Annotated in this window: 16 protein-coding genes; 7 read left to right on the forward strand and 9 right to left on the reverse strand. The window is 56.3% G+C overall.

The genetic code is table 11. The features are described 5' to 3' along the window. Positions 1-156 precede the first annotated feature (156 nt). Entirely contained in the window at positions 157-1,062 is a 906-nt protein-coding gene (locus tag K0H80_RS04175; protein WP_220073208.1) for a LysR family transcriptional regulator, read from the reverse strand. 131 nt (positions 1,063-1,193) lie between these two features. Between K0H80_RS04175 and K0H80_RS04180 the strand changes: the two genes are divergently transcribed. Next, positions 1,194-1,835 carry an NAD(P)-dependent oxidoreductase gene (locus tag K0H80_RS04180; protein WP_220073209.1) on the forward strand — a complete coding sequence of 214 codons (642 nt, stop codon included), beginning with the start codon at positions 1,194-1,196 and terminating at the stop codon, positions 1,833-1,835. A gap of 79 nt (positions 1,836-1,914) precedes the next feature. Here K0H80_RS04180 and rpiA read toward each other — a convergent pair whose 3' ends face one another. After that, on the reverse strand, positions 1,915-2,574 hold the full coding sequence (gene rpiA, locus K0H80_RS04185; protein ID WP_144203939.1) for a ribose-5-phosphate isomerase RpiA: 660 nt from the start codon (positions 2,572-2,574) through the stop codon (positions 1,915-1,917). A 330-nt stretch (positions 2,575-2,904) separates the two neighbouring features. On the opposite strand from rpiA, the gene K0H80_RS04190 reads away from it, so the two are divergent. Beyond that, the gene (locus K0H80_RS04190; RefSeq protein WP_220073210.1) at positions 2,905-3,828 is read left to right on the forward strand and encodes a DUF808 domain-containing protein; all 924 of its coding nucleotides are present in this window, start codon (positions 2,905-2,907) and stop codon (positions 3,826-3,828) included. 111 nt (positions 3,829-3,939) lie between these two features. Then, entirely contained in the window at positions 3,940-4,587 is a 648-nt protein-coding gene (locus tag K0H80_RS04195) for a peptidylprolyl isomerase (RefSeq protein WP_220073211.1), read from the forward strand. Between the two features lie 4 nt (positions 4,588-4,591). Here K0H80_RS04195 and K0H80_RS04200 read toward each other — a convergent pair whose 3' ends face one another. Continuing rightward, a complete protein-coding gene (locus tag K0H80_RS04200; RefSeq protein WP_220073212.1) occupies positions 4,592-5,485 on the reverse strand; it encodes a LysR substrate-binding domain-containing protein in 894 nt (297 codons plus the stop codon). Between the two features lie 100 nt (positions 5,486-5,585). On the opposite strand from K0H80_RS04200, the gene K0H80_RS04205 reads away from it, so the two are divergent. Both K0H80_RS04205 and K0H80_RS04210 read left to right on the forward strand, forming a co-directional pair. Continuing rightward, complete coding sequence (locus K0H80_RS04205) at positions 5,586-6,005, forward strand: CidA/LrgA family protein (RefSeq protein ID WP_011864635.1); 420 nt, start codon at positions 5,586-5,588, stop codon at positions 6,003-6,005. A gap of 13 nt (positions 6,006-6,018) precedes the next feature. Further along, positions 6,019-6,708, forward strand: a complete 690-nt coding sequence (locus tag K0H80_RS04210) for an LrgB family protein (RefSeq protein ID WP_011864636.1) — start codon at positions 6,019-6,021, stop codon at positions 6,706-6,708. Between the two features lie 40 nt (positions 6,709-6,748). On the opposite strand, the gene K0H80_RS04215 is transcribed toward K0H80_RS04210, so the two are convergent. Further along, the gene (locus K0H80_RS04215; RefSeq protein ID WP_220073213.1) at positions 6,749-7,168 is read right to left on the reverse strand and encodes a CBS domain-containing protein; all 420 of its coding nucleotides are present in this window, start codon (positions 7,166-7,168) and stop codon (positions 6,749-6,751) included. Positions 7,169-7,526: 358 nt separating this feature from the next. Between K0H80_RS04215 and K0H80_RS04220 the strand changes: the two genes are divergently transcribed. Both K0H80_RS04220 and K0H80_RS04225 read left to right on the forward strand, forming a co-directional pair. Continuing rightward, positions 7,527-9,299 (forward strand): alkaline phosphatase D family protein, encoded by a 1,773-nt coding sequence (locus K0H80_RS04220; protein ID WP_220073214.1) that lies wholly within the window; start codon positions 7,527-7,529, stop codon positions 9,297-9,299. Positions 9,300-9,561: 262 nt separating this feature from the next. Further along, positions 9,562-10,128, forward strand: a complete 567-nt coding sequence (locus tag K0H80_RS04225) for a phosphoribosyltransferase (RefSeq protein WP_011864639.1) — start codon at positions 9,562-9,564, stop codon at positions 10,126-10,128. A 79-nt stretch (positions 10,129-10,207) separates the two neighbouring features. Here the strand turns inward: K0H80_RS04225 and K0H80_RS04230 are convergent, their stop codons facing one another. The 5 genes from K0H80_RS04230 to K0H80_RS04250 all read right to left on the reverse strand — a co-directional run bounded on the left by K0H80_RS04230 (position 10,208) and on the right by K0H80_RS04250 (position 15,699). After that, on the reverse strand, positions 10,208-10,420 hold the full coding sequence (locus K0H80_RS04230; protein ID WP_011864640.1) for a hypothetical protein: 213 nt from the start codon (positions 10,418-10,420) through the stop codon (positions 10,208-10,210). Between the two features lie 145 nt (positions 10,421-10,565). Then, entirely contained in the window at positions 10,566-13,151 is a 2,586-nt protein-coding gene (locus K0H80_RS04235) for an ERAP1-like C-terminal domain-containing protein (RefSeq protein WP_220073215.1), read from the reverse strand. 242 nt (positions 13,152-13,393) lie between these two features. Then, positions 13,394-13,987, reverse strand: coding sequence for a penicillin-binding protein activator LpoB (gene lpoB, locus K0H80_RS04240; protein ID WP_011864642.1), 594 nt, complete (start codon positions 13,985-13,987; stop codon positions 13,394-13,396). Positions 13,988-14,012: 25 nt separating this feature from the next. Next, positions 14,013-15,422 (reverse strand): COG3014 family protein, encoded by a 1,410-nt coding sequence (locus tag K0H80_RS04245; protein WP_258406172.1) that lies wholly within the window; start codon positions 15,420-15,422, stop codon positions 14,013-14,015. Positions 15,423-15,486: 64 nt separating this feature from the next. Further along, positions 15,487-15,699, reverse strand: coding sequence for a SlyX family protein (locus K0H80_RS04250; RefSeq protein ID WP_011864644.1), 213 nt, complete (start codon positions 15,697-15,699; stop codon positions 15,487-15,489). Between the last annotated feature and the right edge of the window lie 13 nt (positions 15,700-15,712).

Genomic DNA, 15,712 nt, shown 5'->3' on the forward strand with positions numbered 1-15,712 from the left:
GCGATTTGGCGCGGCGCCTCACTGCAAGGCTAACGCTACACCTAGCACAGCCCTCTCGGTAATTTGGCGGTAAACCTCGTGGTAAATCTTGCGATAAACCTAGGGGCGACACCTCGCGAGATCTGCACAGGTTTCATTACACTTTCGACTTCTTGCCTATCGGGCCTGTGCGGGCTGCTTGAGGATATCTTGCTGCCAGCGCTCGGCGAGAAAATCGATGAAGTGGCGAATCAGATGTTGCTGATAGCTGCGCGAGAGATAAACGGCCCACAGCGTCTTACCCGGCAGGTGATATTCTGGCAGCAGCTCGACCAGCGCCCCAGAGGCCAGATGGGCATTGGCGAGATCGCAGGGCAGATGAATGAGCCCCTTGCCCCGCAGCGCCGCCTTGATGAGGACGCCCATGTCGTTGGCCTGTAGGTTGCCGCCGACCTTTTTTTCGATATTTTGATTGTCTTTGACAAACAACCAGCGGGTTTGGCTGGCGTGTAGCAGGCAGTTGTGCGCCGTGATATCGTCGAGGCTGGTAATGGGCGCATGGCCAGCGAGATAGTCAGGCGAGGCGCACAGCACTGAGTCTATATGCATCAGGCGGCGGGCGATCAGGCTCTCATCGGGCTGCTGGGTGTAACGCAGGGCGATATCAACCCGCTCATCGACCAGCTGCACCATCTCATCCGACAGCAGCAACTGCACCTTGACCTCCGGATGCTCGCGGGTGAAGTCATCGATCGCATCGAACAGCAGCGCCTGACCCAGGCCGATGGGGGAGGCGATACGTATGCTGCCGACTAGCTCCTGCCTATGACGCTGGGCGCGGTTTTGCAGCGCCGCGACTTCATCGAGGATCTTCTGACAATAGATAAAGGCCTCTTCGCCCTGCACGCTCAGGCTGACACTGCGGGTGGTGCGATGCAGCAGGCGCAGTCCCAGCCAACGTTCCACTTCCTGAATATGGCGGGAGACCTGTAGTCGGCTGAGGCCCAGTTGTTCGGCGGCCTGGGTAAAGCTGCCGCAACTGGCCACCTCGACGAAGCTACGGATCGCGCTGATCTTATCCATTCTAGTAACCTTATTTTGCAATCCAGATTAGTAACGCATAGTGAAACAATGATGCTCTATCTAAGCTGTTTATCACGATAGGCGGGTTAAGTAAACTGATGCCATTCTAGTCAGATAGTGAGGAACAGAAGATGAATATAGCGATTATTGGCGCCACGGGTTGGATAGGCAGCACCTTGATGCAGGAAGCCTTAAGCCGCCAATTGCCGGTCACCGCCCTGGTGAGAGACCCGTCTAAATTAAGCGGTGAGTTAGCCGGTCAGGTTACGGCGCGGGTCGTCGATCTCGAGCTGGGTATCGACCCTCAGGTATTCGAGGGGATTGACCTGGTGATCGCCTCCGTGGGTGGACGAGCCTCTGGCCAGCATCAATTGGTGCCCCAGAGTGCCAAGGCGCTGCTCGAGCTGCTGCCCAAGACTCAGGTTAAGCGCCTGCTGTGGGTCGGCGGTGCCGGCAGTCTCGAGCTGGCCCCGGGCCAGACCCTGGTGCAATCGCCAGGATTCCCGCCAGAATACAGGGATGAGGCTTTAGCCCAGGGTGAGGCGCTCGAGGTATTCAGGGCGAGTGACTCGCCGCTTAACTGGACCTTTGTCAGCCCGGCGGCAGAGATCTATCCCGGCGCCAGCGAAGGGCCCTATCGTATCGGCGGCGATAAGTTTTTCACCGACGATGAGGGACACAGCCGCATCTCGGTCGCAGACTACGCCAAGGCGATGCTGGATCTAATTGATTCAGATGACTATGCCCGCCAGCGGATCAGCGTGGCTTACTAGAGTCACGAACAAGTGCATTAGCGCCTGAAAAACAAAAAGCCACTCTATGAGTGGCTTTTTTAATGGCTTTTGATTCGGCCTATGGCTTAACCGTCTTCACGCCTTCAGGAGTGCCGACCAGCAGGACGTCGGCGCCGCGGTTGGCGAACAGGCCGTTGGTGACCACACCAACGATCTGGTTGATCTGCTCTTCAAGCGCTTTGGGATTAAAGATCTTCATGTTGTAGACATCCAGGATCACGTTGCCGTTATCTGTGACTACGCCCTCACGGTAGACAGGGTCACCGCCTAATTTGACCAGCTCGCGGGCAACGTAAGAACGTGCCATAGGAATCACTTCTACCGGCAGCGGGAACTCGCCCAATACCTCGACTTCCTTAGTGTTATCCACGATGCAGACGAACTTGTCGGCCACGGCGGCGACAATCTTCTCGCGGGTCAGCGCGGCGCCGCCGCCCTTGATCATGTCCATGTGGCCGTTGATCTCGTCGGCGCCATCGACATAGACAGAGAGCTGATCGACAGAGTTCAGGTCGAATACCGGGATCCCCAGCGCCTTCATCTTCTCGGTCGAGGCCTCAGAGCTAGACACTGCACCTTCGATATCGGCCTTGATGGTGGCCAGCGCATCGATAAAGTGGTTAACGGTCGAGCCTGTACCCACGCCGACAATACTGTCTTTCTCTACATACTCGAGCGCGGCCCATCCGGCGGCTTTTTTCATTTCATCTTGAGTCATAAGGAGTTCCTATAAGGATAAACGAAGCATTTTGTCGTCATTATACCTCTAGTTCTCCTCGGGAGTATGTCAAATGACGCAGTTTGTTGCTTTAGCGCAGAATTTATTACCCAGATCTCAGGGGAAATTTGTGTGAAATCTCCCAACTTGAGCCTGCGGCTAGGGTTTTGTCTGGCGCCCTCTGGAAAAATGTATTGAGGCAGAGTACTTTAGCTCTCAACAAGCGTACTTTAGCTTGCAGTTAGCGTTAAAGATTAGCGCTTAATTCGCGAGAGCGCCCTCACGCCCAAGGCGGTGGGTAAAGGATATAGAAGAGAGTAAGGAGAGAGCATGGCGGGCGCGAGTCTGTTGACCCTGTTGGATGATATCGCGGCAATATTGGATGATGTCGCCCTGATGAGTAAGGTGGCGGCGCGCAAGACGGCCGGTGTGTTGGGGGACGATCTAGCGTTAAACGCCCAGCAGGTGTCTGGGGTGAATGCGGACCGTGAGCTGCCCGTGGTGTGGGCGGTGGCTAAGGGATCGCTGCGCAACAAGTGTATCTTGGTTCCGGCGGCGCTGCTGATCAGTGCCTTTATCCCCTGGGCGGTGACGCCGCTGTTGATGTTCGGTGGCCTGTTTCTCTGCTATGAGGGTTTCGAGAAGGTATATCACTCCCTGACCCACAAGCATGAGCCTGCCATGATCCAGAGCGAGATGGCCAAGGCGGCGGAGGATCTCAAGGCCTTCGAGAAGCAGAAGGTGGCCGGCGCGATCCGTACCGACTTCGTGCTCTCGGCGGAGATCATTGCCATCACCCTTGGGGTCGTGGCCGAGAGCAGTTTCATGACCCAGGTGGTGACCCTGGCGATCATCGCCGTGCTGATGACAGTCGGTGTCTATGGTCTGGTGGCGGGCATCGTCAAGCTGGATGATGCCGGGCTCTATCTGAGTCAGCGTCAGGGGGATGGCCTGCTGCGCCGTCTGGGGCGTAAGTTAGGTAGTGGCCTGGTAAATGCGGCGCCTTACCTGATGCGTGGCCTTACCGTGGTGGGCACCATCGCCATGTTTATGGTGGGCGGCGGTATCCTCACCCATGGGATACATCAGATTGCCGAGGTGTTTGAGCAGGCAGCCCATTGGGTGGCTGGGCTTACTATAGTCGGGCCTGTCTTAGCCTGGATGACCCCGAGTCTGCTCAACGCCCTGTTTGGTGTCCTGGTGGGCGCGGTGGCCCTTGTTGTGATGTCGCTGATTGGGCGGCTACGCAACTGATATTTGAAGGTCAGATGTAGCATAATGTATCGGTAACAACTTGTATCTTATATTGTTTTCTAATTTAGTGCCTCGTAACATCACCTAAGGTGACACGTGTTGGGGACTGTGATGAAAAAGCAAATAAGAGGCAAGTTGGTGCTGGGAATATTGCTGCTTTTGGGCTTAACCGCCTGCGGCGGTGAAGAGGGCAGCAATGGGGTGATAGTCAATCCGCCGGTGACCGGCCCAGTGCCCGAGATGAGCATAGATGCCTGCTTCGTCATGACCACGAGTCTGGGGGAGGTTGGGCTAGGTATAGATAGCCGCCATACGCCGCAATCAGCCGCCAACTTCATCGGCTATGTCAACGATGGCTTTTACGACGGCACCCTGATCCACAGGGTGATCCACAACTTCATCATCCAGGGGGGCGGATTTACCTCTGGTATGGTGCCTAAGCCCGGCAAGGCGCCCATTAAAAACGAGGCTAGCGTGGGCTTTAGCAACCTCAGGGGCACCCTGGCCATGGCGCGCGCCCGTCAGAGCGATTCGGCCACCTCGCAGTTTTTCATCAACACCTTAGACAATCCGCAGCTGGATTATAGCGCCAGCAGCGAAGGCTACGCCGTGTTTGGCAGGGTGCTGTCTGGCATGGAGGTGGTGGATCAGATTGGCATAGTCGCCACCAACCGGGTGGGGGAGTACGCCGATGTGCCGCTGGAGGAGATAGTGATCGAACGTATCACCCCCAGCGAGTGCCCTGTGCTGGAAGAATGATACGCTATTCGCCGCTTGCCTGATGATGTTTGACCAGCTCTATCATCGCCTGGGCAGCGAAGGAGAGGCTGAGATCTTTACGCCAAAACAGGCTCATCTGCCAGCTGAGATCCGTCTGGGTCAGGGGGCGGGTGATAACGGCGTCAGGGCGGTAGCGCTCGGCAATAAATTTAGGCAGCAGCATCAGGCCGATCCCGGCGGCCACCAGGGCGACGCCAAATTCCGGTTGGTTCACCTGGGTGGGGTTCTTGATGCTCACACCGGCCTGCTGGCACGCATTAATCACCATCTCATGCAGGGAAAACTCAGACTCAAACAGGATCTGCGCCTGGCCATCGAGCTCGCCAAGGGGGATCTCCGAGCGCCTGGCTAGCGGATGCTCGCGGGGAAGTACCACCACCATGGGCTCGGTATGGATGGCTATCCCCTCATAGCGGTCCTTGAGATCGATAATGCCGGTGGCGAGTTCAATTTCACCCTGTTGCAGTGCCTGGGTCTGCTCGACGCCGCCGCGAACCAGCAGCTGGGTCTCTATCTCAGGGTAGGCCTGGCGATATTTGGCTATGATGGGGGCAAACAGCTCGGCGCTGCCCAGCGGCGCCAGCCCCAGTTTAAGTACGCCGCGATTGAGGCCCTTCAGCTGTGCCAGCTCCTCCATCATCGCCTGCTTATCTTCCAAAAGCCTGAGGGCGTGGCGGTAGACCACCTCGCCATGGGGGGTGAGCTGCACCTTGGTGCCGCGTTTTCCCCGGGTGAGCAGGGGCAATGCCAGCTCGCTCTCCAGCTGGGCGATAGACTTGGACAGGGCGGGCTGGCTGATATGGATCCGCTCGGCGGCGCGGTTAAAGCCTCCCGAGGCGACGATCTCGACGAAGTAGTGTAGTGCCTTAAGATCCATTAAATAGCTTTTGGTGATTTATTTTATAAATAATATTCATTTTTTTTATTTAAATGGCAAGCGTAAGATCGCCATATCATCTCGTTAGACAGAGTTTTTCATGGCAACTTACCTTCCCCCACTTAGAAACTTGCTGCAGTTGTTGTTGCAGGTGGGGTTATTGTCTCTACTGGCCCTGGCCGCCCAATGGTTGGTGACTCGCCTGGCATTGCCGCTACCCAGCGGTGTGATTGGCTTGGCGGCGCTGCTGGCCCTGCTGGCGCTAAACTGGTTGCCGGAGCGTTTCGTGGCTCGCGGCGCCGCCTGGCTGCTCGGCGAGCTGCTGCTCTTCTTCATTCCGCCCGTGGTGGCCTCGATGCATTATGCGCCGCTGCTGGAGCAGTATGGCGTCAGCCTGCTCTGCACCTTAGTGCTGGGGAGTGTCAGTGTCTTGCTGATCACCGGCTTCGTGATAGACAGGGTGTTCAAGTATGAGCGCCGCCTCAGACAGGCCGGCGCGGCCAAAGCGGTGGGCGTCTGATATGTTGGCTTCCATGCACCTGTCGCTGCTTGGCCTTGCCTGTTTGCTGGCGACCCTGGTCAGCTATGGCCTGAGTAAGCGTCTCTATCGCCGCTACGGTCACTGGTGGCTATCGCCCATGGTGTTGACGCCGGGCTTCTTGCTGGCCTTGGTGGTGGGGTTTGCCATTCCGCTGCCCACCTACTTCGAGTACAACCACTACCTCAGTTTATTGCTGGCACCGGCGACCATTGCCTTCGCCCTGCCTATCTACCGCGAGCGCCATCTTATCCGCCGCTATCCGCTGACCCTGAGTCTGGGCGTGCTCACCGGCCTGTTGGCGGGTTTGGTCTCCTCCTGGCTGCTGACCCGGGTGATCTATCTGCCGCCCGAGCTGTCTCACAGTTTGCTGGTGCGTTCGGTCTCGACCCCCTTTGCCCTGGAGGCGACCCGCGAGTTTGGCGGCGTGCCGGATCTCACCGCCGTGCTGGTGTTGATGACGGGTGTGCTGGGCATGTTGCTGTGTGGTCCTGTGTTCAGGCTGGCGAAGATCTCTAGCCCTTTGGCTAAGGGCGCCGCCTTGGGCGCCAGTGCCCATGGGGTAGGGGCGGCCAAGGCCGCCGAATATGGCCGGGAGGAGGGCGTGGTAGCCAGCCTCACCATGATCTTTACCGGTATCGCCATGGTGGTCGGTGCGCCGCTGTTCGCCTATCTGCTGGTCTAGCCTGGCTGTATCGGCTAGAGCGGCTATCTATTCTGATGCCTCATTGTTTTAGCAGTGAGGCGCACAGCTTAACGAAGTCCGACGAGGTCAAAATGCCGATCACTTTGTGATTGTCGTCGACCACAGGCAGGCAGCCCAGCTTGTTGTCGATGAAGTAATCCACCACGACCGCAAGTGGCTCGTCCAGCGTGACCCTCTGAAATTCCCTATCCATGATCTCGGCCACCGAGGTGCGCCGCTCCTGACGATCTAGCCCTTCGTTGCCGTAATGGGTCAACATGCCCATGACGGTGCTGATCATCTTCTTGTGGGTCAGTATGCCTACTAGGGTGCCGTCGACTTCGCTGATGACGGGCAGATGGCGCACGCCGCGGCTACTCATCAAGAGGTGGGCATCCTTGGTGGTGGCCTGATCGCTGATGCACACAGTGTCTGTGGTCATGATATCGCTGACTCTCATGGTCGACTCCTTCAACTATGGGGATGCCTTCATCATAACAGCTATTTACGCCGTGGTTGAAAAATGCACACAGGCAAGCGGTGGTCGCGACCTTTGCTTGGCGAAAAATGCTGTGACATGGCGATAAGCAAGCCTCTGCCGAGATGTTCTGCTGCCGCGGCTGTGGCCCTTAGTCGAAACTAGCGGTTGCCGTGATCATAATAATTTTGCAATATTGTTAATTGATAATTAGAGTCATTAGACCTCTTACCAGGAATAACAATAACAAGGTCAGTTATCTTTCGCAGTACGCGTTTTCAGCTTCACATGGTGTGAACCGAGGGCACAAGGGATAACCGGCTCAAATAAAGGAATAACAATGAAAACCAATTATTCTCGCAGGGATTTTCTGGCCATGTCGGCCAAGGGTGTGGGTGCCGCCGTTGTCTCCTATGGCCTGATGGGCTGTTCAAGCAGTGATGACGATAAGCAAGAAACCGCCCCTAAGGTTCAATTTCTACACGGTATCGCCAGTGGTGACCCTACCCACAGCGCAGTGATCCTCTGGACCCGAGTAACCCCCGACACAGACGGTGACGTCAAGGTCGGCTGGGAGATCGCTTCCGACGCCAATTTTACCCAGATGATCTCAAACGGCGAGACCACCACTAACGCCGATCGCGATTACACAGTGAAGGTCGATGCCATCGGCCTGGATTCGGGTACTGCCTACTATTATCGCTTCATGTCGGGTGAGCAGGTCTCAAGTGTCGGTATGACCAAGACGCTGCCTGAAGGCGCGGTCGAGCAGGTCAAGCTCGCGGTGATGTCTTGTGCCAACTTCCCTGCCGGTTTCTTCAACGTCTATGAGCTGGCGGGTCAGCAGGAAGGGCTGGACGCCGTGGTGCACCTGGGTGACTACATCTATGAGTATGGCCGCGGCGGTTATGCCAGCGAGCATGCTGCCGAGCTTGGCCGTGAGGTATTGCCTGCCGGTGAACTCTTTACCCTGTCAGACTATCGCACCCGTTACGGTCAATACCGCAGCGACGTGTCTTTACAGACACTGCATGCCAAGGTGCCTTTCATTACCGTATGGGATGACCATGAGGTGGCGAACGACACCTGGTCCGGCGGCGCCGAAAACCACAACGAGGGTGAGGGTGACTTCGAGGCCCGTAAGATGGGCGCCCTGCAAGCCTATTTCGAATGGCTGCCTATCCGTCCATGGCGCGAGGGTAACCACGAGGAGATCTATCGCTCATTCAGTTTCGGCGATCTGGTCGACCTGCATATGTTAGACACCCGAGTACTGGCTCGTGACAAGCAGCTGGACTACGCCGACTATGTCGATGCAGCTACAGGTGCCATGGACAGTGCCCGCTTCATGGCGGATGTCACCAGCACAGATCGTACTCTGCTGGGTGCCGATCAGCTGCAGTGGTTGCAGGCCAGCCTGCTGAGCGCCACGGGTAAGTGGCAGGTGCTGGGACAACAGATATTGATGGGTACCATGATGCTGCCGGCGGCGATCGCCATGCAGAAGCTCTCCGTCTATGAATATGCCGAGCTAGGCGCCTTGGCACAGCTGGCGGCCCGTGCAGCGGCCAATGATCCGACACTGACGCCACAGGAGTACAGCTTCCTCATAGGTAATCAGTACAAGCTGACCCCTGAGGTGATGGCGCTGCTGCAACTGCCTTCTATCCCCTACAACCTGGATGCCTGGGATGGCTACGCCTATGAGCGGGAGGTGATCCTGGCAACGGCCAAGCAGAAGGGCGCTAACCTAGTGGTGATCGCCGGTGATACCCATAACGCCTGGGCCAACGAGCTTAAGGACAGCCATGGGGACCTGGTGGGCGTAGAGTATGCGACCAGCTCGGTATCTTCTCCTGGACTCGAGTATTACCTTGGCATTCCAGCTGACCAGCAGAGTGTGACCGAGGCCGGCGTCGTCGACCTGGTCGATGGCCTCAAGTACACCAACTTGAGGGATCGCGGCTTCATGGTGCTGACCTTCACCTCAGAGGCGGTGCGCAGCGACTGGCACTTTGTCGATACCATTCTCGACAGCGAGTTCAGCGAGGCGACTGACAAACACTACGCGGCGATGACCATGGCGGGTGAGCCCAAGATCACCGCGGCATAAGCCTGTTTTCTGCCGATAAAGCCGCCCTAGAGGCGGCTTTTTTACCTTTAAAAATGCATCCCTCGTCCAAGTTTCGTTATTTAGTTCTGCATGGGGGAAATTTTTAGTATAAAATTCAGCTCCAAATCCCGCAGCGTCGATTGTCGTCGTGTTGAAGTTCAATACGCGCCCCTTGTGCTACGCTGGATTTGGGGTGAAGCCTAATCGATGGATTACCTTCCTCCCTCTCAAAGACCAAATAGAAAAAGATGGGGACGGCCTGATGTCTGAGAAACACTTTATTACCGCACAGGAATTGCTGGAAGATTCTTTTCGCCTCGCGGCACAAGTTTATGAGAGCGGTTTTAGACCACAGTTTATTGTCGGCATATGGCGTGGCGGTGCCCCGATAGGGATCGCGGTCCAGGAATATTTCGATTTCAAGAAGGTCGAGACGGACCATATCGCCGTACGTACCTCCTCTTACTATGGCATTGGCACTGATAAGCAGAGCAAGCAGATCAAGGTGCATGGCCTGCACTATATCGTCGAGAACGCTAACGCCGATGACGGCCTGCTGATTGTCGACGATGTGTTCGACTCTGGCCGCAGCATCCACGCCTTGAAAGAGAAGCTGGCGGAGCTGATGCGCCTCAACATGCCAACCGACGTGCGTATTGCCTGCCCTTATTACAAGCCGAAGAATACCGCGGTATCTTTGAAGCCTGATTACTTCATCCACGAGTCTGAAGACTGGTTGGTGTTCCCACACGAAGTTTCTGGCCTGTCGCCAGAGGAGATTGCCAACGGTAAGGGCGATCTGAAGAACATCAAAGAGCTTTTCGTATAACGCGTTGAGCCATGATTAGCATAAAAAATGCCACCCTAGGGTGGCATTTTTATTGGTGCTAATTCTTGCCATAACCTGTTTATAGCTTGTCTATCTCGTCACCCAGCTGATAGGCCTTGTCCGTGACTATCTTCTCTAGGGTGGCGATGCGGGATTTGAGTTTATCTATCTCGGCCTTAAGTGCATCAATTTCACTGTTGTCTACACTGGCCTGTCGCCGGTTGTGCTCCTTAAAGGCGGCGAAGGCGAAGGCGCCTATGATGGCGATGGCGGCGAGTTGAAAAATGCCCATGGGCTTGCTCCTGTTTATGCTAGGGCCTGTAGACCTAGACGTCCCAATGTCTGTTATCTCACTATAACCCAAAAATGTTTCGCTACCAGGCCCTTATCCTGTTTTATCTATTCTGCTTACGAGGGGCTGACTAGATCTACCAATATTAGAGATTTGGCTGCATTGCCTCTTGCACCCGGATACATTCTTGCTCGGCGGCTATGGTCCGATTGATGCCTCTCAGGGTCGTTGGGCTATAGCCCTCTGGTTTATCGAGTAGTGCCTGCAGCCTGAGTAGGCTGGCGTAACTGCAGCTCCTGGGCAGCAGGTTAGCCGTATAGCTCTGCATGAATGCCTGGCTGTTGCGTTTGTCCACCTCGGCAAGTTCTGCCAGACGCTGCTCGGCGCTGGCCTGACTCAGGGCCTTCTGCTCGCTGGGGTAGAGGTGGCGCATCACCTGAGTTAATTTTGCCAGCAGCTGAGGATCGCTCTCCTTGCTGTGGGCCTGAATGCGCTCGAACCACTGGCGTTTCTCCTTGGCGCTGGGACGGGCCACCAGGGCGCCGAGTGCCGCCGCTTGCCCCTCGGGCGAATTATCCTTCTGTTTCTCCTTGAGCAGCAGGCGTTCACTGCCTGGATAGTCATAGCGATTAAGGTGGGTGATTATCTGCCAGCGGCGCTCTGGTGTGAGCGTGATGCCGGGCAGTGACTCTCTCTCATCGAGCAGCGCAGCAAGGTGACTCTTGGCCTGATGACTGACGGCAAAGTGCAGGTAGTTGTCGAACCACAGAGATTGCAGCGCGGGATCAGCCTTGTTGCTGATGGTCAGGCGCAGGCTCATCTGGGCGATGGCGTTGAGGGCCTGACGGCTATAGTGCTGCTGATTGGGACTCATCTGCTCCAGCAGGGCCTTGGCCTGTTTAAGCTGGTCTTGAGCACTGATCAGCACCTGGGGATCGGTTTCAGCTGGCAGGTTCACCAGGGTACTGCCGATAAAGCTGGGCAGGGGAAGTTCGCCGGCCAGCACAGACTCCCACAGGGATTGCCACAGCATGCGCCTGAGATCGGCTTCTTCCAGGCTGCCAAGGTGCAAAAGGGCCGTCTCTAGGGAGGCCTTGTCCAACTTGACCCTGACGTAGGCCTTGTTCTGATAGTTGCTAAACACCAAGTCGGGACAGCGCACTCCCTTGAGGCGCTTGACCTCGGTACTCGCGCCCTGGTAATCGACCTCGCTCACCAGATTCTTGTGCAGGCCATGACGCCCCAGGGTAAACAGACCTAGCTTGATCCTCTGTGTGCTAGCCAGATCGCCATTATGCTGTTTGAGGTCAAAGCGCGATATGCGATCGCCTGCGCAGCTGAACGCCGCCTCCAGGCGGGTGACGCCGGCGCGCTTAAATGCCGCCTGGCTCCACTGGCTCAGGGGCTGTTTGGCAACCTGCTCTAGGCTCGAAATAAAGTCATTCAGGTCGGCATTTTGTAGGGCGAAATGTTCGAGATAATTGCCTATGCCCTGATAGAAGCTGGTATCGCCCAGCATAAATTTCAGCTGATTAAGTTGGGCGATCGCCTTGTTTTGACTCGGTAGGGGATCTTGCGAAAACAGCTCCAGGCTGTTGGCTATCTGCTGCTCTACCTGTTCGGGGCTGCGGATAAAACTCTGTTGCTCATCGGCCTGAGTCTGGCCAAATAGCTGGGCCTCGCCGTCGTCGGCAACCAGATAGGCCAGGCTCTGATTGAGCCAGAGCTGATCCCACCACTTGAGAGTGACCAGATTGCCCAGCCACTGCTCGGCCAATGCCCGCAGGATCTCACGGCGAGGCGTGCCCTGGGGCAGGCTTCGCTCATCGAAGCTGGTCTGTGCCTGACTGGCGCGAAACTCACTCGGCAAGTGAGGCACGATTGCCTGGGTGTAGTGACCGAAGGGGTACTTGCTTCCCAGGCGCTGCTGATAATAGTTAAGGGCCTGCTGGGTCTGTGACAGCCAGGTCTCGGCATCGATTGACTCTGCCTGGGACTGACGGGCGAACAGCTGCAGTGCTATGCCTTCGGCCTCACTCTGCCAGGTGTGATAAGGCCCCGCGAGCAGGGAGAAGTTATGGGGGCTGACCGGCTCGCTCTGCATAAACTGCCAAAGACTGCTTTGGCTTATTGGCTGACGGCTCATCACCTTGGGCGCGCTGGCCACCTTCCAGTCGCTGGGCGCCAACACGCTCAGCCGATAGCTGGCCCTGAGATCTGGCTGATCAAACTGCGGCGCCAGGGTCTGGGCGCTGGAGGGCAGGAAATGGCTGTAGAGATAGCGCAGACCATCCTTGGGGTCGATAAACTCGATAAGCCCTTGGTCTTCATGGCTGTAGGGACTGCTAAAGTCCACCTTTATCAGGTTGGCGCCGCCCTGTAACAGGCTGGCCGGGATCACCAGAGTGTGGCCATCATAGTTGGGGTAAAGTTTTTGGCCGTTGATGACAAGTTGACTGATGAGCGCCTGCTCCAGATCTAGGCTTAAGGCCTGCTGGGTGTCGGCTAACTGAAACTGGATCTGCGCCTCGCCCTTGAAGCGTCTCGCCTGGGTAAGGTCGAGGTGCAGCTGGTAGCTGACCTGACTGACTCTGCTGGCGCGCTGCTTGGCGACACTGGCGCTGATGCCGAGGGACTTTTCGCTCCGCTGTTGGCTGCCGGGGGAGGTGCTTTGACATGCGCCGATGAGGAGGCAGAGTAGGAGGCTAGCGCACAGGGAAAACAGTCTCAAAATGGGTCCTTCTTATTCTATATGCTCGAGGGCTTGTCGGTTTGGCTGGCAGTCAAGGGGCGGGTAAATAGCCGCATCACGAATGAGTGCCAAAGGCCGCCACATTCTACCCGACTCTGTCACTCGACAGTAGAATTTATCGACAAAATTTCTGTTACCTTCACTTGCTTTAGGCGATTGCTCACCGATGACAAGAGATAAAAAAACCAGCGCTGGGCTGGTTTTTTAAAGGAGCTGCTGGCTTACATGCCGAGGAAAGACTTCGACTTGGTCTTGCGGATCTCTTTCTCGTCTGACCATTCGATCAGGCCGGTTTCCAGATCCATCAGGCGCATGGTCATCTTGTAGTAGACATCCTTGGTGCTGCCATCTTGCTTAACTATGCTCGACAGGTTGCCGTACAGCATATATTGGGCACCGATCTGACGGCCGAAGTTGATGGCGGTCGAAGGGTCGACCATACCGGCATTGTTTTGATAATCCAGTTGCTTGCGTACCGTGTCGACCTTAGTCATGTCGATGAAGCGGAACTTACCCGAGCGCAGCAGCTTGTTGCTGATAGAGTCGGTAACCGATTCGGTGTCGATATGCTCTGAGGTCTTGTTCTTGATCTTGTCGACGAAGATCACGGGACGATCTTTGGCTGTCATGGCGACCACTGGCGGGAAGCTCAGCATGCTGTCGACCATCTTGGCGGTGATCGCCTGAAGATCCGTAGAACCGAAGTTTTCATTCACGGTTTCGACTTCAGTTGCATCACCGTACTGCACCTTAGATTGACAGCCCGCCAGGCCAATCGCCACGGCGATGATAAAAATGAGGTTGAATTTTTTCATAAAAATACCGATTCCTTAGTCTTGATTAGATGATTATTGAATAAAAACGGGTGAAATTACCAGTCTCAATTATCCAAATTAATGTGGTTTTATCGCTTTGTACGTCAATCGCTTGCGTCTGGGACTGTCCCAGGCGGATTTGATACTGGCCCGCATCCAGATAACGCCGTCCTAACTGCGCCTGCTTGGGCAGGGTCAACCAGCTACGCCTGTCAGCCTGCTCTGTGACCACGTTAAAGATCTGCATGGCGATGGCGCCGGCATCGAACTCATCATTGCGCCGCTTCGATTCGCTGCGCACGCTGCGGGCCATCTCTGCCTTGGCGTAGATCCTCGCGGCCTGACGAAACAGGGCGCTGGGGAGCTCCTCCTTGAGTGCGGTGATCGCCAGGGCGTCGATATTGGCGAGTGGTGCCGTTTGCAGCACAGTGCCCAGGCCGACGATCTCGCCTTGAGGCACGCTTACCCTGCCCGGGGCATAGGTGGCCAGGGAAGCGGTTTGCCAGTTGCCATGGATACGAAATGGCACGGTAAAGCTTTGCTTCTCGGGGACAAATCCCCGCTCGAGCAGGACCACCACCTGGCCCTGTCCCGCCTTTGCCAGCTTGGCGTCGCCCCAACGACGCTTAAACTCTTCATACTGTGGCATGGCCAGTTTCTTGGCCAGACGCACCAGATCTTGTTGCAGATAGGGGTTGTCAGGGGTTATCTGCGCCGCCTTGCGATAATCGATGAAGGCGTCGTTCTCTTCCCCCAGCAGCTCATGCAGCAGGCCTGTGGTGTAGTAACTATAGGCGTTGAGGAAGGAGCTTGTGGTGGTGCCTGCCGCCTGCCCGAGTCGATTGACCTCGGCGTCTATGGTGCCGTTGGCCATCGCCTGTACCGAGGCCTGGGATTTCTGGTATCTGGCCTGCTCGCTCTGTTGTAGCTCGTTGCTGCGCCTGACCTCCACCAGTGCCCCCTGACTGTCTCGGCTAAAGAGATAGTTTAAGGCCTGATATTGGTGCAGCATGACGCGCTCATAACCTGGGCCGCGATAGGGGATAACATTGTCGTTGATAAACAGGCTGCTGGCGGTGGCGCCGAGGTCGGATGCGCTGATCACCGCCTGCTCATCAAACTTCCGGTAGGCATCGACCGCCTGCTGGTAATAGGCTTTGCTGGCCTCGAAGTTGCCGGTGATCTGGGCGATACGCCCCGCTTCCTGGGCGTACAGCAGCCCATCTTGTCCCGTGATGGCATCGTCGAACTGTCGATAGAGGGCGATATCACCTTGCCTGCCGAGATCGGCCTTCACAGGTGCCAGCTGAGAGGGGTAGCTGATAAACACGCTGTTAAAGGCGCAGCCCGATAGGGTGAGCGACAAGAGCGCGCCGGCAAAAGCCGCGCGGTATCGCCTTGAGACTCGGTTGTGGGGGCTGCTTTGGTGTGGCATAGCGGGTCAGATCCTTTGTAAAGCAAGTTCCGTTAAATGGCTCCGCGCCCAGCGCGGCATCGATTTAATAGTGAGGAGGTGGCGTCTCTTCTGCCTGACTGGCGATGTTGCTGGGTTCGACCTGGGAGAGCTTGCTGGTGAGCAGGCGTAACTTCTCCTGTTGGTCTGCCAGTAGGTCATTGAGCCTGATCACCTGCTGGTTCAGTGACTCTATGGTGTCATCCTGAAACGCCAGTTTCATCTCAAGATCTTCGATTCGTTGTTCTAGTTGCACCAATTTCAATCCTCTA

The sequence above is a fragment of the Shewanella aegiceratis genome (assembly GCF_019457495.1).
Lineage (GTDB): Bacteria > Pseudomonadota > Gammaproteobacteria > Enterobacterales > Shewanellaceae > Shewanella > Shewanella loihica.